This is a genomic window from Paraburkholderia ginsengisoli NBRC 100965, from assembly GCF_000739735.1.
Taxonomy (GTDB): Bacteria; Pseudomonadota; Gammaproteobacteria; order Burkholderiales; family Burkholderiaceae; genus Paraburkholderia; species Paraburkholderia ginsengisoli.
The window spans coordinates 909,512-934,523 of the sequence record NZ_BBJF01000004.1; the positions used below are offsets into that span (position 1 = coordinate 909,512).

20 protein-coding genes and 2 pseudogenes are annotated in these 25,012 nt (G+C 65.2%); 10 read left to right on the top strand and 12 right to left on the bottom strand.

Annotated elements, in window-relative coordinates:
- Positions 1 to 59 precede the first annotated feature (59 nt).
- Together BGI01S_RS08145 and BGI01S_RS08150 are read right to left on the bottom strand one after the other, a co-directional pair.
- On the bottom strand, positions 60 to 1,391 hold the full coding sequence (locus BGI01S_RS08145; protein WP_042323990.1) for a chloride channel protein: 1,332 nt from the start codon (positions 1,389 to 1,391) through the stop codon (positions 60 to 62).
- Positions 1,392 to 1,547: 156 nt separating this feature from the next.
- Positions 1,548 to 1,922: an MAPEG family protein gene (locus BGI01S_RS08150; RefSeq protein WP_042323992.1), complete on the bottom strand. Its 375-nt coding sequence runs from the start codon at positions 1,920 to 1,922 to the stop codon at positions 1,548 to 1,550.
- Between the two features lie 413 nt (positions 1,923 to 2,335).
- Between BGI01S_RS08150 and BGI01S_RS08155 the strand changes: the two genes are divergently transcribed.
- From BGI01S_RS08155 to BGI01S_RS08190, 8 genes are all read left to right on the top strand, one after another.
- Positions 2,336 to 3,583, top strand: a complete 1,248-nt coding sequence (locus BGI01S_RS08155) for an MFS transporter (RefSeq protein ID WP_042323994.1) — start codon at positions 2,336 to 2,338, stop codon at positions 3,581 to 3,583.
- 360 nt (positions 3,584 to 3,943) lie between these two features.
- Positions 3,944 to 4,852 (top strand): TetR/AcrR family transcriptional regulator, encoded by a 909-nt coding sequence (locus BGI01S_RS08160; RefSeq protein WP_042323996.1) that lies wholly within the window; start codon positions 3,944 to 3,946, stop codon positions 4,850 to 4,852.
- Between the two features lie 493 nt (positions 4,853 to 5,345).
- Positions 5,346 to 7,844 (top strand): acyl-CoA dehydrogenase, encoded by a 2,499-nt coding sequence (locus BGI01S_RS08165; protein WP_042323998.1) that lies wholly within the window; start codon positions 5,346 to 5,348, stop codon positions 7,842 to 7,844.
- Between the two features lie 141 nt (positions 7,845 to 7,985).
- Positions 7,986 to 9,401: a 3-oxoacyl-ACP reductase gene (locus BGI01S_RS08170; RefSeq protein ID WP_042324000.1), complete on the top strand. Its 1,416-nt coding sequence runs from the start codon at positions 7,986 to 7,988 to the stop codon at positions 9,399 to 9,401.
- Between the two features lie 2 nt (positions 9,402 to 9,403).
- Complete coding sequence (locus BGI01S_RS08175; protein WP_042324001.1) at positions 9,404 to 10,348, top strand: MaoC/PaaZ C-terminal domain-containing protein; 945 nt, start codon at positions 9,404 to 9,406, stop codon at positions 10,346 to 10,348.
- 157 nt (positions 10,349 to 10,505) lie between these two features.
- The gene (locus tag BGI01S_RS08180) at positions 10,506 to 11,807 is read left to right on the top strand and encodes an acetyl-CoA C-acetyltransferase (RefSeq protein WP_042324003.1); all 1,302 of its coding nucleotides are present in this window, start codon (positions 10,506 to 10,508) and stop codon (positions 11,805 to 11,807) included.
- 100 nt (positions 11,808 to 11,907) lie between these two features.
- Positions 11,908 to 13,674: an AMP-binding protein gene (locus BGI01S_RS08185; protein WP_042324006.1), complete on the top strand. Its 1,767-nt coding sequence runs from the start codon at positions 11,908 to 11,910 to the stop codon at positions 13,672 to 13,674.
- Positions 13,675 to 13,786: 112 nt separating this feature from the next.
- Positions 13,787 to 14,815: a DUF1571 domain-containing protein gene (locus tag BGI01S_RS08190; protein WP_084585293.1), complete on the top strand. Its 1,029-nt coding sequence runs from the start codon at positions 13,787 to 13,789 to the stop codon at positions 14,813 to 14,815.
- 8 nt (positions 14,816 to 14,823) lie between these two features.
- Here BGI01S_RS08190 and BGI01S_RS08195 read toward each other — a convergent pair whose 3' ends face one another.
- The 5 genes and pseudogenes from BGI01S_RS08195 to BGI01S_RS30510 form a co-directional block, all read right to left on the bottom strand.
- Positions 14,824 to 15,246, bottom strand: a complete 423-nt coding sequence (locus BGI01S_RS08195) for a hypothetical protein (RefSeq protein WP_042324008.1) — start codon at positions 15,244 to 15,246, stop codon at positions 14,824 to 14,826.
- Positions 15,247 to 15,313: 67 nt separating this feature from the next.
- A complete protein-coding gene (locus BGI01S_RS08200) occupies positions 15,314 to 16,903 on the bottom strand; it encodes an FAD-binding oxidoreductase (RefSeq protein ID WP_042324010.1) in 1,590 nt (529 codons plus the stop codon).
- A gap of 164 nt (positions 16,904 to 17,067) precedes the next feature.
- On the bottom strand, positions 17,068 to 17,973 hold the full coding sequence (locus BGI01S_RS08205) for an anti-sigma factor family protein (protein WP_042324011.1): 906 nt from the start codon (positions 17,971 to 17,973) through the stop codon (positions 17,068 to 17,070).
- Positions 17,966 to 18,512: pseudogene (locus BGI01S_RS08210) on the bottom strand (sigma-70 family RNA polymerase sigma factor). Before BGI01S_RS08210 ends, BGI01S_RS08205 begins: the two are co-directional and overlap by 8 nt.
- A gap of 14 nt (positions 18,513 to 18,526) precedes the next feature.
- Positions 18,527 to 18,667, bottom strand: a complete 141-nt coding sequence (locus tag BGI01S_RS30510; protein WP_167335635.1) for a hypothetical protein — start codon at positions 18,665 to 18,667, stop codon at positions 18,527 to 18,529.
- A 358-nt stretch (positions 18,668 to 19,025) separates the two neighbouring features.
- Between BGI01S_RS30510 and hfq the strand changes: the two genes are divergently transcribed.
- On the top strand, positions 19,026 to 19,541 hold the full coding sequence (gene hfq / locus BGI01S_RS08215) for an RNA chaperone Hfq (protein WP_042324013.1): 516 nt from the start codon (positions 19,026 to 19,028) through the stop codon (positions 19,539 to 19,541).
- A 20-nt stretch (positions 19,542 to 19,561) separates the two neighbouring features.
- Here hfq and BGI01S_RS31000 read toward each other — a convergent pair.
- Positions 19,562 to 19,789: pseudogene (locus BGI01S_RS31000) on the bottom strand (hypothetical protein).
- 330 nt (positions 19,790 to 20,119) lie between these two features.
- Here BGI01S_RS31000 and BGI01S_RS08225 point away from each other — a divergent pair.
- Positions 20,120 to 20,302 (top strand): hypothetical protein, encoded by a 183-nt coding sequence (locus BGI01S_RS08225; RefSeq protein ID WP_042324015.1) that lies wholly within the window; start codon positions 20,120 to 20,122, stop codon positions 20,300 to 20,302.
- Positions 20,303 to 20,638: 336 nt separating this feature from the next.
- Here BGI01S_RS08225 and BGI01S_RS08230 read toward each other — a convergent pair whose 3' ends face one another.
- The 4 genes from BGI01S_RS08230 to BGI01S_RS08245 are packed head-to-tail and all read right to left on the bottom strand — an operon-like array spanning position 20,639 to position 24,995.
- Positions 20,639 to 21,355, bottom strand: coding sequence for a DUF2968 domain-containing protein (locus BGI01S_RS08230; protein WP_042324017.1), 717 nt, complete (start codon positions 21,353 to 21,355; stop codon positions 20,639 to 20,641).
- 47 nt (positions 21,356 to 21,402) lie between these two features.
- Entirely contained in the window at positions 21,403 to 22,794 is a 1,392-nt protein-coding gene (locus BGI01S_RS08235) for a sigma 54-interacting transcriptional regulator (protein ID WP_042324019.1), read from the bottom strand.
- Positions 22,795 to 22,804: 10 nt separating this feature from the next.
- Complete coding sequence (locus tag BGI01S_RS08240; RefSeq protein WP_042324020.1) at positions 22,805 to 24,622, bottom strand: TadG family pilus assembly protein; 1,818 nt, start codon at positions 24,620 to 24,622, stop codon at positions 22,805 to 22,807.
- Position 24,623: 1 nt separating this feature from the next.
- Positions 24,624 to 24,995 (bottom strand): DUF3613 domain-containing protein, encoded by a 372-nt coding sequence (locus BGI01S_RS08245; protein WP_042324024.1) that lies wholly within the window; start codon positions 24,993 to 24,995, stop codon positions 24,624 to 24,626.
- Positions 24,996 to 25,012 lie beyond the last annotated feature (17 nt).

Sequence of the window (25,012 nt, forward strand, 5' to 3'; positions counted from 1 at the left end):
CGCCTCTTCTGCGACGACTTCGCGCGACACCCTATCGCTGTCGAAAGCACTCCACCACCTTATCGCGCTTTATCCGCCCCACTCCAGCTAAAGCCCATACTCACCTGCCACGCAGGCGCCCACTTCGCGCACATCTGATAAGCGAGCAACGCGCCGCCGACCGCGAACAGAACGGGAATCAGAAAGCCCTGGCTCACGCGCGTGAATTCAAAGACGAGCACCACGGCGGTAACCGGCATCTGCATCGATGCCGCAAGAAACGCAGTCGCGCCCACCACGGCGAACGCGCCTAGCGACGCCCCCGGCCAGACCAGACTCCACAGACCGCCGAGCACGATCGCCAGCAACGCGCCATTCGCGAGGCCGGGCGTGAGCAAGCCGCCCTCGGCGCCCGCGCGCAAACTGCTCGCGGTGATCACAACCTTCAGCACCAGCAGCATCGCGGCGAGACTGATCGTCAGGCCGCCATCGAATGCGAGTCCCGCAGGGCCTTTGCCATTGCCGAGCAACTGCGGGAAATGCATCGCCAACATGCCGATGATCATGAAGTTCAGCAGCGACAACACCGGCAAACGCCAGTCTTTCGGCGCGGCCGCACGCGAGCGCTTCATCAACTCCGTGAAGCACCAGGCCGCCGCACCGAAAACCGGACCGCACACGATGGACCACACGAGCAGAGAGGCGCCGAACGTCATCGACGGCACGACGTATTGGTGCTCGTTGCCCAGTCCCAGTTGCGCGACCAGCGCCGCGATCGACGAGGTCACGATGGCCGGCACCAGCGCGGGCAAGCCGAAGGTGCCGAGCAGGACCTCGAGCACGAACACCGCGCCGCCGAGCGGCACGTTGTAGACCGCGGCCAGTCCCGCGCCGGCGCCACAAGCCACCATGATCCTGCGATGCGCGACCGACAAACCCGCGCGGCGCGACAGCCACCCGGCCAATGCCGAACCGATCTCGCGCGGCGCGACTTCGCGGCCGAGCGGCGAACCGAGCGCGACCGTGACGATCTGCAGCAGCGCGTGGATCGTCGTGCTCGCCAGTGGCATCTGCGGATCGTTGGATTTGACGGCCTGACGGATACTCACGAGCGGCCGGCCGAACCGATATAACGCCCACCAGCCAAGCCCTGCCACGAGGCCGCAAACCGTCAGAACCAACACACGACGCTCGGGCGACGCGGCCGTCACGCCTTGCAAAAAACTCTCTGCGCTGATCACGTGCGCGACGCTGTAGCCGTAAGCAAGATGCTGGATGCCGTGCAGCAGCAACGCGAGCAGCATGCCTCCAACACCCGCGCCGATACCCGTGAGCAGCGTGACCGCGGCGACCGCCGCGAACGGACTGTGCACACGGCGCACGAGCTTCGAAGTGATTGATTTGACTGGCATAACGCGTCGGCAAAGGCACAAATGGGCGGGATGGCGCCCATGGTATTCCGCCACGCAGCATGAATCAAATTGATTTTTCTGATTCATTGATGCGGTATGCACATATATGTGCCGCCTGCGGCGTACCAGAGACACGCGGCAAGTTCACACACTCAGTCAGCCCACCGACACAAAGAACATCGACACTACACACGCGGCGCCGACGAACCACACCAACGAGCGCAGCGACGCCAGATTCGCCACATACAGCAGGCCATGCAGCACCCGCGTGACGACGAACGTAATCGCCAGCCAGTTGATCCACACACTCGAACCGCCCACCTGCCCGGCCACGACGATTCCCGCGGTAAACATCGCCAACGCCTCCCACGCGTTCTGATGCGCCGCATGCGCACGCGCGCGCCAGCCGTCCAGCCCGGCGAGGTACGTTCGCGGCGTGCGGTTGTCGTAGCGCTTACTGACTTTAGCGAGTAGCGTCCACGGAAACGGCAACAGTGCCACGATGAGCAGGCAAAGATGCGGAATTGTCATTTGTCGGTCCCCCTTGTATGCGCGCCGCGAATGCAGCGCGAGCCGCAGTTATACCCGCCCGCTTCGCCGCGCGCCAACCTGAATCCCGCGAGCGCGACCTCTACCCACGCGCGAAAACGAATCGACCGAATGGCCGCAATTCACGCGTTTGCAATTCAAACAATATTACAGATAACAAAATTCACAGCTCACATAATCAATACAATAATTACATTTATCCGACATTCAGCATGCGTTATTGATTCAGTATGGAATGCGCCCCAGGTATTAATACGGATAAAAGCCGCTTCAACCATGCAAGCGTTTAACGGTCGGCGTACACTCGCCGCAAGCCCTTGTTTTATAGGGCGTACGGGGCTACGGGAGCCGCCCGTCGTCAAACACGGGTTATTGGAGACAGAGGGGAACAATCAATGAGCTGGACTCGGGAACAGAGAAACGTCACGATCGCCGCCTATCTCGGCTGGACGCTCGACGCATTCGATTTCTTTCTAATGGTGTTCGTATTGAAAGATATCGCGGCGGAATTCAACACTACCATTCCGTCGGTGGCTGTCGCAATTATGCTGACCTTGATGATGCGCCCGGTTGGCGCGTTGATCTTCGGGTGGCTGGCCGACAAGTACGGCCGCCGTCCAACGCTGATGCTCAACATCGCGTGCTTCTCGCTGCTGGAACTGCTGTCCGGCCTGTCGCCGAACCTGATGACGCTGCTGGTGCTGCGCGCGCTGTTCGGCATCGCGATGGGCGGCGAGTGGGGCGTCGGCGGCGCATTGACGATGGAGACCGTGCCGCCGAAATCGCGCGGCATCGTCTCGGGTCTGCTGCAGGCGGGTTATCCGAGTGGCTACCTGCTCGCGTCGATCGTGTTCGGTGTGTTCTATCAATACATCGGCTGGCGCGGCATGTTCTTCGTCGGCGTACTGCCCGCACTGCTCGTGTTGTACGTGCGGGCGCACGTGCCGGAATCGCCGGCCTTCAAGACGCTCGAAAAGAAAGCGCGCCCCGGCCTGCTCGCCACGCTGAAGCAGAACGTCGGGCTGTCCATCTATGCGATCGTGCTGATGACCGCGTTCAACTTCTTCTCGCACGGCTCGCAAGATCTGTATCCGACCTTCCTGCGCGTGCAGCATCAGTTCGAAGCGCACACGGTGTCGTGGATCACGATCGTGCTGAACGTGGGCGCGATCTGCGGCGGCCTCTTCTTTGGCTGGGCGTCGGAAAAGATCGGCCGCAAGCGTGCGATCTTCATCGCCGCGTTGATCGCATTGCCGGTGCTGCCGCTGTGGGCCTTTTCGAGCACGCCGGTGCTGCTCGCGCTTGGCGCATTCCTGATGCAGATCTCCGTGCAAGGCGCATGGGGTGTGATCCCGGTACACCTGAACGAGATCTCGCCCGATGAAATCCGCGCGACCTTTCCGGGTCTCGTGTACCAGCTCGGCAATCTGATCGCGTCGGTGAACGGTCCGTTGCAGGCCAAGTTCGCTGAACAGATGGGCAACAACTACGCGCTCGTGATGGCGGTCGTAATCGGCATCGTCGCCGTGGTGATTGCCGCGTTGATTCCGTTCAGCCGCGAGCGGCGCGGTATCGACATGACGCAGTCGGCCAAGGAGATCGCGGCGCACTCGCCGGGGAGTGCCGTCGCAGGACAGCTTTAAGCGTTCGAACCAAACGGCTATTTTGCCGGCGCGTTGTCAGGCACAATAGCCGCAAAGGCGGTTCGAACCGCTACGGCGCGAAACACGCGTCACGCAGCACACGTAAGGCCAAACTCAGGTAGCAAGCAATACGAGGCCGTTCCGATTCACATCGGAACGGCCTTTTTTATTTTCCGCGCGAAACGACGCGTCGCGCATGAAGGAAAGATCGACCCGCGTCAGGTCTTCTAGAGGAATTAATCGACACCGACCCTTGATCGTACCGACCATCCGTCCTTATGCTGAAAAAAACGGATGTTTCAAGTTCTTAATTGAATCGCTTGTTTGCGGGCCGGACGCCCGGCAACTGGGAGACGCAACATGGCAGTTCGCACGACAGGCCGGCATGCCGGCGATACGAAGTCCCGCATCCTCGACGCCGCGGAAGCACTGTTCATCGAATGCGGCTACGAGGCAATGTCGCTGCGCCAGATCACTTCGCGCGCCGAAGTCAATCTCGCGGCGGTCAACTATCACTTCGGCAGCAAGGAATCGCTGATTCATTCGATGCTCTCGCGCCGCCTCGATCAGCTCAACGAGGAACGGCTCAAGCTGCTCGACCGCTTCGACGCGATGCTCGGCGCGCGTCTGACCTGCGAGCACGTGCTCGGCGCGATGTTCATTCCGGCGCTGCGTCTTTCACGCGATCCGCGCGTCGGGGGCAAGGCGTTTCTGCGTTTGCTCGGGCGCGCTTATACCGACCCGTCGTCGTTCATTCGCGACTTTCTGAATGGGCATTACGCTTCAGTGGCCGTGCGCTTTTTCGATGCGTTCCAGCTCGCGTTGCCGCATCTGCCGCGCGAGGAACTCGGCTGGCGTCTGCACTTCGCGATTGGCGCGCTGTCGGGCGTGCTGGCCGGCACCGATACCGACAGCCTGATCTCCGAGTTTTCGCAGGGCAAGTCGATGAACGACCTGCAACTGATCGCACGCCTTGCATCGCTGATGGTGGCTGCGCTCAAAGCGCCGCTGCCGGACGGCTCGCAACTGGCGACGTTTGCGGCGGTGCTCGGCGATGCGACCGACGGTGGCGCGGAAGGCGGTACACAAGGTGCTACCGGTAGCGCGGGCGCATGCGGGTTGCAAGGCGCAAGCGCGGCCGCCACCCCGGCTGCGTCGCCAGCGCAAAGCGGCACGGGAGCGTCGGCGGAAGGATCGTCCGACGGAGAACGCCGTAGCGGCAACATCGAAGCGGCTTCTTTTCAAGCCGCGCTGCACGGCACGGCATAGAGGCGATGCGCGACCCGCCGCGGACGGCGCCGTCAAGGGCCGTCTGCGCGGGACCTGGCCGCAAGCGGCGCGCGATTTGCCAGGCAGACCGAAGCTTCAATGCGGCAACCGATATCCGCCAGCCCAGATAGCCTCGCCGTAACACGCAGTAGCTACGCAACGACCGTCGGCACCCGCAACGCACATCAGCAAACCAGCAAATCAGTAAACGGACACGATGAATTCCGCAGATCCGCACAGCACGTCGAGGCCCCCGCACCTAAGCAACATCTCGCTGTCGAACCGACAGTACGGCACAAACAGCGTCACGAGCGCGGTTCGCAAGCGAGGCACGAAGAACGGTTCAAAGCGCACGAAACGCCCGCAGCACCCCAAGCACGCGGCGAAGCAAGCACACCGCCACACGTAAAAGAAGCACGAAGATCAACAGAACGCGAACCGTCCGCGCCCCGTGAACGAGTCCGCACGCATCATCGATACAGGAGGAAACGTCATGCCGTGGTTCATCCTATTGCTCGTCATCGCCGCGCTCGCGCTGCTCTACATTCAGGCGCGCGCGCCATGGTGGCTGGCCGTCATGATCGTGTGGGTGGCGGCGGCGCATGTGAGCGGCGCGGCGGGCCCCGTTCTCACGACGCTGTTCGCGATCGTGCTCGTCCTCCCTGCGCTCGTGCTCACGGTGAAGCCGCTGCGTCGCGCGTGGCTGACGAAGCCGGTGCTCGGCATCTTCCGCAAGATCCTGCCGGAGATGTCGCCGACCGAGCGCGACGCGATCGAAGCCGGCACGGTCTGGTGGGACGCCGAGCTGTTCTCGGGACGCCCGCATTGGGACACGCTGCTAGGCTACGGCCCGGCCACGCTGACAGCCGAAGAGCAGACCTTCCTCGACGTCGACTGCGAGCAGTTGTGCGATCTCGCAAACGACTGGGAAACCACCATGGTCTGGCAGGACCTGTCGCCGACCACCTGGCAGTTCATCAAGGAGCGCGGCTTTCTCGGCATGATCATTCCGAAGCAGTACGGCGGCAAGCAGTTCTCCGCGTACGCGCATTCGCAGGTCATCATGAAGCTCGCGACGCGCTGCTCGGCCGCCGCCGTGTCGGTGATGGTGCCGAACTCGCTCGGTCCCGCCGAACTGCTGATGCACTACGGCACCGAGGAGCAAAAGAACCACTACCTGCCGCGTCTAGCGCGTGGCGATGAAATCCCCTGCTTCGCGTTGACGAGCCCTTACGCGGGTTCCGACGCCGCCGCGATTCCCGACGTCGGCATCGTCTGCAAAGGCATGTTCGAAGGCCGCGAGACGCTGGGCTTTCGCGTCACGTGGGACAAGCGCTACATCACGCTCGGGCCGATCGCGACGGTGCTCGGCCTCGCGTTCCGTGCGCTCGATCCCGACCGCCTGCTCGGCTCGAACGAAGAGCCCGGTATCACCTGCGCGCTGATTCCGACCGATCACCCGGGCGTGAACATCGGCCGCCGTCACTGGCCGTTGAACGCGGTATTCCAGAACGGCCCGAACTCGGGCAAGGACGTGTTCATTCCGCTCGACTGGGTGATCGGCGGCCGCGCGCAGGTCGGCAACGGCTGGCGCATGCTGATGGAGTGTCTCGCGGCGGGCCGCGCGATTTCGCTGCCGTCGTCGAATGTCGGGATGGCGAAGATCGCCGTGCGCGGCACCGGCGCGTATGCCGCGGTGCGCCGTCAGTTCCGCACTGCCGTCGGCAAGTTCGAGGGCGTGCAGGAAGCACTCGGCCGCATGGGCGGCAACCTCTACGTGATGGACGCCGCGCGCCGCCTGTCCGCGCATGCGGTGGATCTCGGCGAAAAACCGTCGGTGATTTCCGCGATCGCGAAGTATCACATCACCGAGCGCGCCCGCATGGTCATCAACGACGGCATGGACGTCGCCGCCGGCAAGGGCATCTGCATGGGTCCGTCGAACTTTCTCGCGCGCGCCTATCAGCAGGTGCCGATCGCGATCACCGTGGAAGGCGCGAACATCCTCACGCGCTGCCTGATCATCTTCGGCCAGGGCGCGATCCGCTGTCATCCGTATGTGCTGAAGGAAATGGCCGCGACGCGCGAAACGGATCACGCGAAGGCGCTGCGCGATTTCGACTCGGCGTTCTTCGGGCATGTGAGCTTCACGCTTTCCAACGTCGTGCGCAGTTTCGTGTACGGCGTGACAGGCGGTGCCTTCATCGCGAAGCCGCGCAGCGCGTATGCGCCGCTGCATGCGTATTACCGCGCGGCCACGCGCATCTCGACCGCTTTCGCGCTACTCGCCGACGTGTCGATGTTCGTGCTCGGCGGCGACCTGAAACGCCGTGAACGCATCTCCGGACGACTCGGCGACGTGCTCTCGCAGTTGTACCTGATCTCGGCCACGCTCAAGCGTTTCGAAGACGAAGGCCGTCAGGAGGAAGATCTGCCGCTCGTGCGCTGGGGCGTCGAGGATTCGCTGTACAAGGCGCAGCAGGCGCTCGACGGCGTGCTCGCGAATTACCCGAACCGTTTCGCCGCCGTCCTCGTGCGCGTGCTCGCGTTCCCGTTTGGTCTGCCGCATCGCGAACCGTCGGATCGTCTCGGCAGCGAGATCGCCGAGCTGATGCAAACGCCAGGCGCTGCGCGCGAGCGTCTGGTGTCCGACTCGTACGTGCCGCATCCGGACGTCGACGCGCTTGGCTACGGCGAACTGGTGTTCGAACTGAACCCGCGCTTCACGCAGATCGACCAGAAGCTGCGCGAAGCGGTGAAGCAAAGCCTGCTCGCGCCGATGCCGCAAAGCCTCGCGCACCTCGCCGCGTGGACCGACGCCGCGCAGCGGCAAGGCCTGATCGATGCCGACGAGCGCCGCGTGCTCGACGATTACGCCCGCTATGGCGCGCTGGTCGTGAAGGTCGACGACTTCCCGGCCGATTTCGACATGCTCGCCAGTCTGCAAAAACGCAAGGAGTCGCTCGACAAGGCGCTGGAACTCGCGGCCTGAACACGGGCCCGAATGCGAGCCCGAGTACGTGAAAAAAACATCCTGGGAACGCGCACCCGATGCGCCCAACTCAGTGCACACTGACACACGTCCGATGCCTCAGCGACTTCCTGCGGGCGCGTCCAGCGGAGCCACAATAATATGAACGACTCTTATCTGAAGTTCGTCAACTCGCCGTTCGGCGCGCGGCTCGCGCGCTCGCTCGGCCTGCCGAAGCCCGAGGTGCTGCGCCGCTATCGCGCGGACCGCCCCGAGTTCGAGGGTCTGGTGGCGATCGGCGCGGGCCGCGAGCCGCGCCTGCTCGATGCGCTCGCGAACCTGATCGCGAGCATCGGCGTAACGAGCGTCGCGCACGAAAGCGCCGGCCTGTGGGTGCCGCTCGCGAACCGGCATGGCCTGATGACCGGACGGTTCGAACCCGCGGAGTCCGGCTCGCAAGGCAAGCTGGCCGCGCTGCTGTTCGACGCGAGCGGTATCGAAGACAGCAGTCAGTTGGCGCCGCTGCATGGGTTCTTCCACGACACGCTGCGCTCGCTCGGCAGATGCGGCCGCATCGTCGTGCTGGGACGGCCGCCCGAGGCTTGCGCGAGCCCGCGCCAATGGACCGCGCAGCGCGCGCTCGAAGGCTTCACGCGCTCGCTCGGCAAGGAAGCGCGGCGCGGCATCACCGCGAATCTCGTCTATGTCGCGCAGGGCGCGGAAGGCAGCGTCGAAGCGACGCTGCGCTTTTTTCTGTCGCCGCGTTCGGCGTATGTATCGGGCCAGGTGGTGCGTATCGATACCGGCGGCGCCACCGCCCCCACCTCCTCCGCCTTCGACTGGTCGCAGCCGCTCGCGGGCCGGCGCGCGGTCGTGACCGGCGCCGCGCGCGGCATCGGCGCGTCGATTGCGAGCGTGCTGGCGGCCGAAGGCGCGCACGTCATCGGCATCGACATCCCGTCCGCGCGTGACGCGCTCGACGCCACCATGCGCCAGCTGAACGGCACCGCGCTCGCGTTCGACATCGCCGCGCCGGAAGCCCCCGCGCAGATTGCCGCCGCGCTCGACGAACAGGGCGTCGACATCGTCGTGCACAACGCCGGCATCACGAAGGACAAAACCATCGCGAAGGTGGCCGAGGCCGCGTGGCAAAGCGTCATCGACATCAACCTGAGTGCGCAGGAACGCATCGACGATGCGCTGCTCGCCGCCGGCATTCTGCGCGACGGCGGACGGATCGTCGGCGTGTCGTCGATCAGCGGCATTGCGGGCAACCTCGGCCAGACCAATTACGCGGCCTCGAAGGCCGGCGTGATCGGCCGCGTGCAGAGCATGGCGCCGCAGTTGCGCGCGCGCGGCATCACGATCAACGCGGTCGCGCCCGGCTTCATCGAAACCCAGATGACCGCGAAGATTCCGTTGACCCTCCGCGAAGCCGGCCGCCGCATGAACTCGATGAGCCAGGGCGGCCAGCCGGTCGACGTCGCGCAGACCATCGCGTGGCTCGCCCATCCGGGCGCGGCCGGCGTCACTGGCCAGGTCGTGCGCGTGTGTGGACAAAGCCTGATTGGAGCGTGACCATGCGTGAGCCGGGTGATCCGTTCGGAGAAGGCTATGCATCGGGCGCCGCGCATTCTGGTGCGGCGCGGCCCAAAACCGTCGTCGTCGAAACCTTGCCCGCGCCGGCCAAACTTTATGCGCGCGCGTTGACGGGCATCGTCAAGCGTGGACGTTCAACGCAAGCGCCGCAACTGCCGCCGCTGCGCCTCGTGCGCCCCGCCGTCGCGCTCGACCCGGGGCCGGTCTGGCGCTACGCGCGCGTGTGCGGCTTCATCCCCGAGCACGGCGTGCCGCTCACCTACCCGCATCTGCTCGCGTTTCCCTTGCATCTGCTGATGCTGACCGACCCTGCGTTTCCGTGGCCGGCACTCGGACTCGTGCATCTGGCGAACCACGTTCGACTGCGCCGGCCGCTCACCTACAAGGACGTGCTGCGCGTCGAGGTGGAATTCGGCGCGCTGCTGCGTCACGACAAAGGCCAGGCGTTCGTGCTGCACACGCGCATGTACCGGCGCGGCGAGGCGGTGTGGGATGGCGACAGCGTCTATCTGAAGCGCGCGGTGCCGGCGAGCGGCAACCCGCTCGATCCACTCGAACTCGGGCCGCACGCGCTGCAACGCATCGCGCGCTGGCAACTTGCGCCGCAGCTGGGCCGTGACTACGCGAGTGTGTCGGGCGACTACAACCCGATCCACCTCACCGCGCTATCGGCGAAGGCGTTCGGTTTTCCGCGCGCGATCGCGCACGGCATGTGGACGCTGGCGCGCGCCGCCTCCGCGCTGCAACCGCCGAAGCCGCTCGCCGAAGCAACGCTGAGCGCCGAGTTCAAACTGCCGCTGCTGCTGCCCGGTGAAGCGACGTTGTGGAGCGCGTCGCCGTCGCTGATCGAACGCGATATCGAGGTGCGCGATATCGCCGGAGAGAAGCCGCATCTCCGCGGCCGCATGCAGTGGCGGCTGCAGTGACGCGCACGCGTGTTCTTGCGTGCACGTGCGGTGGAATTAACGCCATCGGCGTTCGTTGTTGTATCAGGATGCCGCGAGCGCCGAGCGCGCGCCACGCCGCATGAGACACCCCCTTTGCATCACCCGATAACCAGAAACCGATCCCAAGGAGCCGAGCATGTCCAACCCGCTACCCGCCGTGCGCCGCGTCGCCATCGTCGGGGGCAACCGGATACCGTTTGCCCGCTCGAACACCGCCTACGCGACCGCGTCGAATCAGGACATGCTGACGTTCACGCTGCAAGGGCTGATCGACCGCTACAGCCTGCACGGCGAACGTCTCGGCGAAGTCGCGGCGGGCGCCGTCATCAAGCATTCGCGCGACTTCAATCTGACGCGCGAAGCCGTGCTGTCCACCTCGCTCGCGAAGGAAACGCCCGCTTACGACGTGCAGCAGGCTTGCGGCACCGGACTCGAAGCGGCGATTCTGGTCGCCAACAAGATCGCGCTCGGGCAGATCGAGGTGGGCATTGCGGGCGGCGTCGATACCACGTCGGACGCGCCGATCGGCGTCAACGAGAAGATGCGCAAGATCCTGCTCGAAGCGAACCGCGGCAAGAGCACCGGACAGCGCGTCGGCGCGCTAACGCGGCTGCGGCCCGGCATGTTCTTCAAGCCGCTTCTGCCGCGCAACGGCGAGCCGCGCACGGGCCTGTCGATGGGCGAGCATTGCGAGTTGATGGCCAAGCGCTGGAACATCTCGCGCGAGGCGCAGGACGTGCTCGCCTGCGAGAGTCATCGCAAGCTCAGCGAAGCGTACGCGCGCGGTTTCGTCAACGATCTGATGACGCCGTACCGCGGCCTCGCGCGTGACAATAATCTGCGCGCCGATCTGACGCTCGAAAAACTCGCGAGCCTGAAGCCGGTGTTCGACCGCGACGCCGGCACGCTGACCGCCGGCAATTCGACGCCGCTCACCGACGGCGCCTCCGCCGTGCTGCTCGCAAGCGAGGACTGGGCGGCGAGGCGCGGTCTGCCGGTGCTCGCCTATTTGAGCTGGTCGGAGACGGCGGCCGTCGACTTCTTCGACAAAAAGGAAGGCCTGCTGATGGCGCCCGCCTATGCGGTGCCGCGCATGTTGACGCGCGCCGGCCTCACGTTGCAGGACTTCGATTTTTACGAAATCCACGAAGCTTTTGCCGCGCAGGTGTTATGCACGCTCGCGGCGTGGCAGGATGACGAGTATTGCCGCGCGCAACTCGGCTTGCCTGGCCCGCTCGGCACGATCGATCGGACGAAACTGAACGTGAACGGCAGTTCGCTCGCCACCGGTCATCCGTTCGCGGCGACGGGCGGGCGCATCATTGCGAGCCTCGCGAAAATGCTCGCGCAACTCGACAAACCCGCGGGCACCGCGCGCGGACTGATCTCGATCTGCGCGGCGGGCGGCCAGGGGGTGGTCGCGATTCTGGAGCGCTGAGCCGCGCCGCCGTGCGCGCCAGACGCGCTGTACCTGCTTCGACGACTGGCCGCCAAACCAGCACATAAACAGATGAAGCCCCGGCTTCAGGAGACGACCGATGACCCAGCCTACTCAAGCCCCGCTCCCGCCCGCCGCCGGACCCGCAGCAGCGCACGCGCCGAACACCGACGGCATCTGGTACGCGTCGTACCCGGCCGGCGTGCCGCACGACATCGACGTCACGCAATACGCGTCGCTCGTGCAGTTCTTCGACGAATGCATCGCGCAGTTTCGCGAGCGGGTCGCGTATGTGAGCGTCGGCGCGAATCTGACGTACGGCGAACTGGGCCGCAAGGCCACCGCGTTCGCCGCGTATCTGCAAAGCGTCGGCGTGAAGCCCGGCGAACGCGTCGCGATCATGCTGCCGAATACGTTCCAGTACCCGGTCGCGCTGTTCGGCGTGCTGAAGGCCGGCGCGGTGGTGGTCAACGTGAACCCGCTCTACACGGTGCGCGAACTCGCGCATCAGTTGAAGGACAGCGGCGCGCAAACCATCATCGTGTTCGAGAACTTCGCGAAGACCGTCGAGGACGCGTTGCCGGGCACCAAAGTGAAGAACGTGATCGTGACGGGTCTCGGCGATCTGCTCGCCGACGGCCTGAACCTGAAGGGACGTGTGCTCAACTTCATGTTGCGCCACGTGAAGAAGATGGTGCCCGCGTACAAACTGCCGCAGGCGGTGCCGCTGCTCGACGCGCTGTCGGTCGGCTACTCGCGCCCGCTCACGCCCGTGCGCGCCACGCACGACGACATCGCATTCCTGCAGTACACCGGCGGCACCACCGGCGTCGCGAAAGGCGCGATGCTCACGCACCGGAACATCATCGCGAATCTGCTGCAGGCGAAGGCCTGGTCCGAGGGACAGTTGAACGGCGACATCGAAACGGTGCTCACGCCGCTGCCGCTCTATCACATCTATTCGCTGACCGTGAACGCGCTGATCTTCATGGGACTCGGCGGGCGCAACATCCTGATCGCCAATCCGCGCGACATGAAGCGCGTGATGATGATCATCCGTCACGAAAAATTCACCGGCATGACCGCCGTCAACACCCTCTACAACGCGTTCCTCGACAACGAGGAGTTTTGCAAGCGCGACTTCTCGAATCTCAAGCTCGCGATGGCGGGCGGCATGGCCACGCAAAAAGCGGTGGCCGACCGCTTCAAGGCCGTCACCGGTAAACCGATCATCGAGGGCTACGGGCTCACCGAATGCTCGCCGATCGTGTCGATGAACCCGGTCGACCTCTTCAACATGCGCGACTTCGAAGGCTCGATCGGTTTGCCCGCGCCGTCCACGCACGTGCGCTTCCGCAAGGACGACGGCAGCTGGGCGAACATCGGCGAAGCGGGCGAGCTATGCGTGAAGGGACCGCAGGTGATGAAAGGCTACTGGAACCGCCCGGAGGAAACCGCCAAGGTGCTCGACGACGACGGCTGGCTCGCGACCGGCGACATCGGCGTGATGGACTCGCGCGGTTTCATCCGCCTGATCGATCGCAAGAAGGACATGATCCTGGTGTCGGGCTTCAACGTCTATCCGAACGAAGTCGAAGACGTGATCGCCGCACTGCCGGACGTGCGCGAAGTGGCGGCAATCGGCGTGCCCGATGCGGCGCAGGGCGAGCGGGTGAAGGTATTTATCGTGAGACGCAGTCCCACGCTGACCGCCGAACAGGTCATCGCGCATTGCCGCAAGAATCTGACCGGCTACAAGGTGCCGAAGCTGGTCGAGTTCCGCGAGGAACTGCCGCAAACCAACGTCGGAAAGATTCTGCGCCGCGCGCTGCGCGCTGAGGAACTCGCGAAGCAAAAGTCTGCCTGACAGGCAATGCGCTTCGGGCTGCGCCTGGATTGCCGCCGGGTCGCCGCGGGTTGCCCTTGCGTCGTCCTTGCGTCACGCTTGCGACGCCCTCGCGCTTCATTACGGAGAGCTTATGAAGCACCGCCAGTCCGCACGCCTCTCCCGCCTGTCGGCGTTCATGCGCGTCGTCCGGGCGGCGGCGCCTGCCGCGTCGCCGGCTGCAGCGTCATCGCGCGCGAGGCCGTCGCGGCGACCGCTGGCCGGCGCGTTGCTTACCGTCGCGTTGCTCGCCGCGCTACTCGTCCCGGCGCCGGCCGCATTCGCGCAGAACGACGACACCCCGCCCCCGCTCGATACCGCGAGCGCCGTCAAGGCGCCCACCACGCCGTCGTCGCAGGTCGGCAAGCTGACGCTCGATCAGCAGGTCAAATGGCTGCGCGCCGCGCAACAAAGCGGCACGCTGGAGAAGCTCGACGACGCTCAACTGGTCGCGCTATTCCAGTCGCTCGATCCGCTCGCGTTGCCGCGCTACATCAAGGAAGGGCCGAACGGCTACCCGTCGTACGAGTTCACGATGTCGCGCTCGGAACGTATTCGCGGCCAGTGGCCCGACAAGCCCGATCACATGCTGGTGCGGCTCGCGCGCGACCCGCTGCGGATCTACGCGAAGTGGCTGCCGGACGGTGCGCGCGCGGGCCAGGAAATCATCTACGACGAGTCGAAACGGGCCGACGAAATGTATGGTCACCTCGGCGGGATCATGAACGTGATGCCGTTGTGGACCTCGCTGAACGGCACGCTCGCGCGCTCGCAATCGAACCATCACCTGCGCGATCTCGGCACCGAGTACATCGCGAATCAGTACCTTGCCGAAGGCAGGAAGTACATCGAGGCCGGCCTGCCGCGCTCGACCCAGGTGGAAGTCAAAACGATCGACGGCGTGCGCGTGGTGGCCTTCACGTTCGAAACGCCGACCGGTCAGCCGCAGTTCTACGCGAAGAAGGAAACGCTCGGCCTCGATCTGCGGCATCCGTACTTTCGCAGCGTCGAGTCTTATGACAACGACGGCAAGCTGTTCGAGCGGATCGTCTTCGAAACCATCGCGCCGAAGACTTTCGACGATGCAACGTTCGATCCGAAGAACAAGGCTTATAAGTTCTAGCCGCGGCTTCAAAGCCGGCGCGCGACGCACGGCGTGAAGGCAAACGCAACATGCGCCTGCTGCATCGCCGGCCCGCTGCGCTGCTCGTGGCAATGTTCGATCAGATGCCCCGGGCGGATCGCGAGTTCGCTGAGCACGAAATAGTCGGAAGCGCGCGTGAGACCGATCAGCGACGCCACCCTTCGACCGGGCGTTCGCGTGAGAAGCGGCGCGAGCGTCGTATACCAGAGCGCGCCGATGTCGTCGCCGGTTTCGAAAACGGGCAGCTTCATCCGCGCCGCGTATTGCGCGAACGACGCGCCGCTCGCCAGCGACGCATCGACGATCGCCAGCGTGCCGCCACGCGCGGCCGCGCTCGCGAGCCACGGCCACGCGCCGCCTGCCACGCTCGACAGCCATGCGCCGGTCATCATGAAAGTGCGTCGGTCCATACGTGGGTCCACTTGCTATTCAGCGTGCAGCGATGCAGTGGCATCGCCCGAAAGCATGCACCGCTCGTCAGGTGTAGCCGCGCCGGTCGCGCCACGCGGCCGGCCAGATTCCCTGCTTGCCCGGTGCGAGAATGCCGTGCGGGTCGAGCGCGTCCTTGATCGTTTCCGACAGCCGCAGCAACGCGCCATCGTTGAAGCTGTACTGGGCCGCGGCAAAATCCATGTACGCGAGATGCGTACGGTACTGGCCATAGCCCGCCGCGCGCGCATCGCTCATCAGCGACCGCAGCAACGCGCCGGCCTGCTCGACCTGGCTCGCGTCGTCACGGTCGAAGATCGCCGCGAAGATGTGATGCAGATGCCGCTCGCCCGCCGTGAAGCCGCCGTAGTAATCAAAGCCGTATTCCGCCGCACGCGCCTTCACCATCGTGTACTGACGCAACGCGTCGCGCCCGGTCGCCGGACACACCGGCGCGAAGTCCACGTGCGCGCCCGCGCCGCCGCGCCAGTCGAGCATCCGGAACGCGGTCATCGCGGGGATGCCGGCGAGATTGCGATCGCCGCCGCCGGCCGGCTGCGCGTCGCCCGCATAGCGTGCGGCGAATAGCTTCGCCTGCGGCACGCGCGTGAACGCGCGCTGCACGATGGCGTAGCGCGCGTCGATCAGCTCGGGCGTGCCGTACAGCGCGAAATGCAGATTCCAGCGGCCGACGTTCAGCTTGTCGAGCATCGCGGCAACCGCGCTCTCGGGCATCGCGCCCTTGCCTTCGTACCATTCTTTGCGCGCCGACAAACTCGCCGCGCGACGCAAGCCGCCTTCGATCACCGCGTGGTTGCCGATCGTTCCGTCGAGCCGCAACGGCCGCAGGATATCCACGATCGTTTCGAGATCGGCCTCATGACGAAACTGGATTTCGCCGAGCAGATACGCGGGCGGCGCGGGCATCAGCCAGACTCCGAGTTTCGTGACGATGCCGTAGTTCGACTGCATGAACATCGCGTCGAACGAAGGTCCGTAACCTGGCTGATAGAGCTGCCACGCGGTGCCGACGTCGATGCCGCCCATCCCGGTGCGCAGCACGTCGCCGCTGGCGAGTATCACTTCCATGCCGCACTGCGTCGCCGCGTGATCGCCGTAGTCGGTGTAGCCGAAGCCGCGTTCGAGCGTATTGCCGACCACGCTGCCCCAACCGGCCGCGGGCGGATCGACCCACAGCCTGTAGCCCTTGTCGCGCAGGTGCGCATAGAGATCGAAGTAGCTGACGCCCGGTTCGACGAGCGCGTACGCGAGCGTCTCGTTGACCTCGATGATGCGGTTCATCCGTTGCAGATCGAGCACGACCGATCCCGCGAGACGCGGCGCCGCGCCGCCGTACGCGAAGTTGCGGCCGGTCGACACGGTCCACAACGGAATGCGATATTGATTGGCGATGCGCAGCACCGCGCGAATCTCGTCGACCGACGCGGGCAGCACGACTGCACTGGCCGAAAACGCGGCGCGCTCGCCGGGCGCGAACGGGTCGAGATAGGCGGCGAGCCCAGCCGCGGACGTCACCACCCGCGCGTCGCCGACGATCGCGCGCCAGCCGGCGAGCGCGCGGTCGAACTGGGCGGCGGAAACTTTGGGCGGCAGGGTCGGCGGCGAGGTCGGCGGCACGGCGTGTCCTTCGGCGGATGGGAGCGCGATGATTGATGCGCTTGTTTATTTTGCGCGGGCGGGTCGGTTGTGTGCGCGCTGGTTGTGGGCGTGGCGGCTCTGCGTGAGTTGGTTCTGCGTGCGTCGGCCCTGCATGCGTCGCTTCTACGTTCGTCGGCCCGCGACTACTGCCACGCCTCCGGCTTGCCACCAAGCGCACTGCACACATCGATCGCAATCGAGCGCAGCTTGCCTTCCGCGATCTGTCCGGACAACGCGTAGCCCATGCCGTCGTTGATCCAGTAAAAGGTGCGCCGATTGCCGTCGCGGAACAGGCGGAACGCGGTCTCGTCGCGCGCGGTGCCGGTCACGTACAGCGTGAGGCGCGCGCCGCTGCCGTTCTCGTACATGAACTGCGCGGCCGGCCCCGCTTCGCCGGGCAACAGACGCCCGCCCACCAGCGAGTAACCGTACTCCTGCAACGACGGCACCGAAAGCGGCCGATTCAGCCGTTTGGACAGCCAGCTGATCAGATGCTCCTCCTCGCTCGCGGCGACTTCCACCGGATGACGCCGCTCCGGCGTGTACACCGCATACGCGATGTCGGCGCGCTGCGCGAAGCTCGGCGGCTGGCCGCCCAGGCCACCCCACGCGCCGCCTGTCAGACGCGGCGCGAGCGGTCCCAATGCCAGCGCCAGTCCCGCACCGGCGACAAGCCAGCAGGCGGCAAGACCCACGCGCTGCCACCACGGCGGCGCGCGGCGCACGACGATGAACGCGGGCTCGTCGGCGAAGGCGCGTTCATCGCGTTCGTCGCGCTCCTCACGTTGATCCCGCCCGTCGCGTTCATCCCGTTCATCGCCCGCATCGGACCAACTCCGCGCTGTGCGCGGCGGCGCCCCGCACAGCGCTCGCAACGCGGCTTTCTGCGCGCGCCACGCGGCCACCCGCGCGGCGGCCTGCGGATGCCGTTGCAATTGCGCCTCGATCTCGGCGCGCCGCGCGTCCGGCAATTCGCCGTCGACAAACGCCGACAGCGCTCGCAGATCGAGCCCTTCGGGCAAGCCGGAATCGTAGTCGTCGTTATTCATTGCGGGTTCTCACTACTTTCAACGGCACGGCCTTGCGCGCCGGCCCCCTGGCCGAACCTTCCACCGGACCTTCGGTCACCAGCACGCGCATATGCTCGCGCGCGCGACAGCCGCGACATCACCGTGCCGATCGGCACGCCCAGCGCGCGCGACGCTTCCTGATACGACAGTTCCTCGACGCACACCAGCAGCAGCACTTCGCGCTGCTCGACCGGCAGGCAATACAGCGCGCGCTGCAAATCGCGCAGCACGAGACCGTCGACCTCGCCTTGCGGCGCTTCGAGATTGCGCCACGGCGCGCTTTCCTCGTCGACGGCGATCTCGCGGCGGCCGCGCAACTGATCGATATAAAGATGCCGCAGGATCGTCAGCAGCCACGCGCGCAGGTTGCTGTTGGGCCGGAACGCCGACCAGCGCGCGAGCGCACGCTCCGCCGTATCCTGCACGAGATCGTCGGCCCAGGCGCGGTCACCCGTCAGCGCGCGCGCATAGCGGCGCAACTGCGGGAGCCACGCGATCACTTCCGCTTCGAAATTCACCCGGCGAGCGATGCTCAGTAGCCGCCACCGCTGCTGTTGCCGCTACTGCCCGATGCGCTGCTGTCGGTCGCGGACGTGCAGGCGCTCGTCGCGAGCGAGCCGAATGCGAGGGCGAGCAACACGAAAACCGCGGACAGAATACGGGATGCTTTCATAGTGAGTCTCCTGAGGAGCGTCCGGCGTCAGAGGTGGGCCGGAACCGGTCGGCCACGCGCGGAATGCGACGTCGCCATGTATGAATGAACGCAGGCGGGCCGCGATTTATTCCGCGCGGGCGCGCCGCACCCCGCTTTTTCCGCCATTCGCGCCGGCAATGCCTGGCCTATGTGCGCAGGCGTTCGGAAGAACCCGCCATTGATCAGCAGATTCGTAACTCAACGTTACAGCCAATAGTTATCGGATGCTTATGTGCGCGCAAGCCGTTATAGTGAACGCAGTTCGCCCATCGACGCGTTCTGCCCCCACACAGGGTAGAATTGCGGCGAACCACCGTCTTTCTAACTCGAATTGTCCATGGCTTCCGCAGACTCGCACCCGCAAAACGACTTCATGAACGCTGCGCGCAAAGAACGAAAGCGCGTTGAGATTTACCTTGTCAACGGCATTCGCCTGACGGGGTGCATCGAGTCGTTCGATCAGTACCTGGTGATGCTGCGCACGCCGGTCGGCCTGCAAGGCATCTACAAGCGCGCGATCTCGACGATCCAGCTCGACACCGGCACGCGGCCGGCGCCGCGCGCGGGACGTCCTTCGCATGGCGAGCACACCACGCGCGGCCCGCATGGCTCGCGTGAACCGCGCGATCATCGGGAGCCGCGCGAACCGCGTGAACCGCGCGAGTCGTATGGTGCGCCGTCGTCGGAGCGTGGTTCGTCCGATCGCAGCAGCGGCACCTCCGACGGCCCGGTGGTCGTGACGCGCCGCCGGCGTCTGTTCGGCACGGGCGGCGATGGCGGCAACCACGGCGGTGGCAATCACGGCGGCAGTGGCAACCCCGGCAATGGCGGCGGCAACAGCGGCAACGAATAAAGCATCGCAGCAGCGCTCGGCTATGTGGTCGGCTGGCCGAGCCGCTGCAAAATCCTCTCCAGTTGTTTCCCCTGCTGCTCCGTCAGCACGAATCCACACTTGACCGCCAGCACGCGACGACGCCAGTACACCGCGTCCAGCATGCGCTGAGCCGGTTGCTTCGTTGCCTAATCCAGATGTTCCAGTTCCGCCTCGACGACATGTGAGGCGCTCAGGCGTTGCGCACGCGCAGGTTGTTTCCCGTTCATGTGATTTGCTGCCTTATGGGTGGCGGGGCCCGCTCTCCTCCCAAGCGGGTATGGCCGGTTGTTCGTGCGATGCGAAGCGGTTCGCCATGCCGGCCACGCGGCCGGCTGATGCTGTTGTTATGCCGCGTCGCTGTCGGGCGACACACGGAAAACGAATCGACGCAGAACGGTTTCAAATGATGTTTTTTCGCGTGGAGCGCCAGCCGCTATTCGCCACGCACGTCCTGTCCCGACGCAACGCTTCAGCGCATAGACTTAGGCCAATCGGCCAATGCCCGACAGGACGCTATGGGCTATGCTGAATAGTCGACTCTTCTCATGGAGCACGTCATGACCAGCAAGAAGCATCATGTATCCCAGCCGGTGGAAGCGCCGCGCTCGGTGGAGTCCGCCGAAAGCCGTCTCGATGAAGCGCTCGAGGAAAGCTTCCCCGCAAGCGATCCGATTGCCATCGATGTGACGGATCCGCATCATGCGGCGGAAATCTCTTCGAAGGAGAAGAGGCGGCATTAGAAGCGGGTGGAACGGTCGTGTTGGAGGCGATGCGCGCCAGGCAGTGGCGAGCGAACCGAGCTTGCGATCAGCGTGAAGAAATCGGGTGCTTCGGCAGGGGATAAACGATCACGAACCGCTGATTGCGCTGAGCGAAACTTTCACCCAGGAAGCGCGGCAACAACGAAGTCGACGTGCATTACGGAGCAACGTGCGAGCCACTGGCAAGCGAGGCCCTTCACCGCCGCCTGCCGCCCAAAGCCACGCTTAAAGCCACATCGAAACAACGACCCGCCGATGAATCGGGCGGCGCTCCCACGCCGCCCTCCCGATCCGACGATCGTCACGCCTTCGCACTCAATGCGAAGGCAAGCCGCTTTCGAGTTGACGCTGCAGCTCGCGCACCTGGCGCTGCGCGACGCGCAACTGTTCCTGCGCGGCCAGCTTCTGCTGGGTCAACGCCGTCGCTTCAGCCTGCTTCTGCTGCTGCTGCGTCGCGACGATACTCTGCTGCTGACGCGCGACATCGAGGTCGGCCTGCAAGCGGCTCGCGCGATCCTGCGACAACGCGATCATCCGCTGCGTGAAGGCCTTCTGCGCCTCGAGTTGCGTGCGGCGAATCTCGACATCCGACAGCTGCACCGTCTGGCGCACGAAATCCTTGTAGATCATGTCGGCGCGCGAAGCGTCCTGCGTCTTGATTACGCGCCAGAAGTTTTTCTGCTGGAACAGCGCGATGTAGTACGTCATCTCCTTGCCGTAAAACAGCATGCTCGCGCCGTAGCTGCCGTTGTACGTGGTGCGCAATTCGCTCAGATCCGACCCGCGGATCATCTGCTGCAATTCCGCCACATTGCCTGCGGCGGATTGCCGGTTTTCGTCCGGGGTCAGCGCCGTCGTCTCCGCCTGTCCGCTTTGCGCGGTAACCGGCAACGCGGTGGTCGTGCCCGGCTGCGACATGACACCGGCACTCGCGTTATTGTCTTGCAGAGCCTGAGCGTGCGCGCCCTGCGCGGCTCCCCATGCGATGAATGCGGCCAGCGCAATCTGCCGTACCTTCGACTTTCGGTCCATGTAATTCCTGCTTGAACAGTTCTTGTTTTAATACAAACGGCGAATTATTACTCACTTTCGCGCGTTTCGGGCTCTTCATCAAAAATTTGGTATTTGCGCATTTTCTCCCATAAAACTTTGCGGCTGATACCGAGATAAAGCGCCGTATCCTGGCGACGCCAGCCGTTGGCATCGAGCGCGGCGAGCACGCGGTTGCGCTCGGCCATGTCCCATTTGCTGCGGTCCACCAGCACTTCGGCGGCGCTCTCCGCCGGCACCGGCTGCGTGGTGCGCGCCAGCGCCAGCAGACGCTGCAGGCGCGCCGCATCCCACGCGCCGATCTGGCGCACCGTTACGCCGATCCGCTCGGCCAGGTTGCGCAACTCGCGCACGTTGCCGGGGAAATACGTGTCGGCGACCGCGTCGGCGAGCCAGTACGGCAGATCCGGCAACGCGGACAGCCGCTCGGCGCCGACGATCTGCGCGATGAAAGCCTTGAAGATTGCGATCTTGTCGACCGCGCCGCGCTCTTCGAGCGACGGAATCTTCAACTCGATCACCGCGAGCCGGTAGTAGAGATCGGCGCGGAACGTGCCGTCCTTCACCAGTTGCGGCAAATGCCTGTTGGTCGCCGCGACCAGCCGGAAGTCGAGCTTCACGGGCGTGGCCGAGCCGATCCGCGTGACCGCGCTGTCTTCCAGCACACGCAACAGCTTGACCTGCTGATAGAGCGGCAGGTCGCCGATTTCATCGAGGAACAGCGTGCCGCCGTCGGCCTGTTCGAAGTAGCCCTTGTGCGCGACCACCGCGCCCGTGAACGAGCCCTTCGAGTGGCCGAAGAACAGCGACTCGAACAGGCCATCCGGAATCGCGCCGCAGTTCACCGCGACGAACGGGCCTTGCCCGTAGCGGCTGTGTTTCTCGTGCAGCAGTTGCGCGATGCGCTCCTTGCCGACGCCGGTTTCGCCATGCACGAGCACGCTCGTTTCGCAGTCGGCGAAGGTGTCGACTTCATGCAGCAGCGTCTGCATGCATTCCGAGTTGGCGATCATCGCGTCGGACTCGTGCGTCTTCGCGCTGTGCGCGCGCATCTGCAGCACCAGCGTCATCACCATGCCGCGCAGCTCGGCGCAGGTGAAGTCGAGCGGCAGGATGTGCGAATACTCCGACGGGTACGTCGCCGGATCATGCTCGCGCGGCGCGGCGCCGACCCACACCACCGGGATGCCGTGCGCGGCCTGCCAGTCGCGCAGGATCAGCGCGCCGCTGTCGATCACCGACACGCTGATGATCGCGAGCGACGGCCGGAGCGCGGTGCGTTCGGGCGAGATCGCGATATCGTCGGCGCGGATCACTTCGACGTCGAAGCTCGCCATGCAGCGCGCGACCCGGTCGACGATGTCGGCCTTGCCCTCCCAGACGTAGATATCGAGTTCCTCGATTTTGGCGGTGGTTCTCATCTTGGCTTGGCTATTTGACCAGTTGCGGGACGCCGCACTTCAGCGACATGTTGTGGAGCGTGGTGGTGCCGATCTGGACACCGAGGAGGGAAAGCACGGGGACGACAATGGCGTCCAGCAGATCGAAGACCGGGCTGAGCAGCTTTGTCAGCTCCGTTGTCACTGCGTCGATGATCGGCCTGATGAGATCGCCCAGATCGATGATGCCGAGAACCGGCACGTGCACCGCGCCCGACAACGAGTTAAACAGCGTCGCGGTCAAGACCGATGCGTCGCTGCCAACCGGGTTGGAATTGGCGCTCTGGCTCGAGTCGAAGCTGCCCGACGCACCGTTGAAGACGACGGGCGTCGTCGTGCCCGGCGACAGTTTCAGGGGTCCAAGCGGGCCCAGTGTGACACCGGCGACGACCTTCTTGACGCCGAGCACCTGAGCCCAGACCTTCGCCACGCCAACCGATGCACTGCATCCCGTATCGCCGGCCACGCAGACCGATGCAATCCCCGGTGTCACGCTGATGGTGGCTTGCGTGGCCGCCTTGCTGCTCTCGCAATCGACCGAGGTCAACGACGCGGTGCCCGGTGCGGCGGCGACCTGCACGACGAGCGGCGTACTGAGCGCAGAAAGCGAAACCGAAAGCAACGGTGGAGCGCCTACCGTGATCCTGGGTAAAGAAATCGCCTGAAGACTGATGTTCAGATTGAGCACCGCCGTGCGCGCGATCGTCCGCGGGGTGGTTCCGTCGCTGAGCGTGCCGCCCTCGCCCACCGCCAGCACCGGTGGATTGACGACCTGCAGGGTGATGCCGGCCACGCCTTTCAGCCCGGCCGTGACATTGATCGCCGGTGGAGTCTTGCTCGGCGTACCGTCCGCGTTGGGCGGCACGCTCTGCGCGATCTGCGCGGCAGCCATCAGCACATCGAACGCGTCGACGGTCGCACTCGCCGCGGATTCCGGATTGGCCAGCCCAAGCGCCAGCAGCCCCGGCGCAGCCGTACCGCCGTCGCCCACGGTGATGCTTTGGCTGCCGGGCACGACGACCGCCAGTGCGTTCAGGATATTGGCGTTGACCGAGTCGCCGCCGGCCTTCAACGCATCGACCGATGCAGTCATCAACTTATCGAAAGTCACCGTGGTGCCGAGCAACTCCTTCATCGTCGCCGCGCCCAGTGCGACCCGCAGATCGTCGAGCTTGATCCGCGCGCTCGCGAGACTCTGCACATCCCCCACGCTCAGCGACACGTTGGTTTTCAGCAGCCCGCCCAGGATCGCATTCAGCAGCGCCGATTGCTGCGTGTCGATGCCTGCAATGCCGGTGCCAAGCGAAAACGCGTCGATATTCGACGCAAGCGCGGTGGCCGTCGCCGTGATGTCGCGCGCCGGCCCGATAAACAGGAACGGCACCCGCTGCCCCACCTGCACCTGAACCGCGTTCAGCGGATTGCCGCTCGTGCTGAAGTAAGTGCTGGTGCTCGTGTCCCAGCGTCCGCAGGTCGCGTTGAGAAAGCTGGTGTTGTCGGCGCTCGCGCTGAAGCCGTTGGCCGTCGCATTCTGTTGCGCGGCGCTGGTCGCGCTCGCGCAGGCGCCCGGCGTGCTGACCATCTGCACGGCCGCCATCGCCGCGAGGTCGGCGGTGCGTTGCAACTGGCGGCGCACGAAATACACGTTGCCCACGTCGAGTGCGCCGAGCGCGGCGATCGCAAGCCCCAGCCAGATCGCCGCCAGCACGACAAGCGCACCCTGCTGACGACGCGCGCCGCCGGCGCGCCGCGCCGATAGCCGCCGCGAGGCACGCGCGATCACAACGGGGACCGGTGGCGGTTTGCGCATGTCAGTTCGAACCGCCCGCATCGGAGCTGCCCATCGGGCCGCCACCGCCGTTGCCCTTCAACGTCGAACCGTACAGATCGGGAATCTTGCTCTTGAACGATTCCAGGTAGCGCCGATAGGCCAGCCCGGCTTCGGCGCCGAGCGTCGGCAGCGCGGGTGCGGCCTGCGTGTTGCTGCTTTGCAGATCGAGCCACACGCGGGTCGAGTGCCCGACTTCGCTCGCCCGCACCGCGGGCGCGGTCGCCTCGACCGGTTGCGCGGGGTCGCCGGTCTGCGCGATTGCCGAAACCGGCGCGCCCAACGCCACGCCCGCCATCACGCCGGCGCACAGCATCGATCCGCGCCACGCGCGCGTCGTTGTTCTGATGTTCATTTGCTGCTCCCTGAATG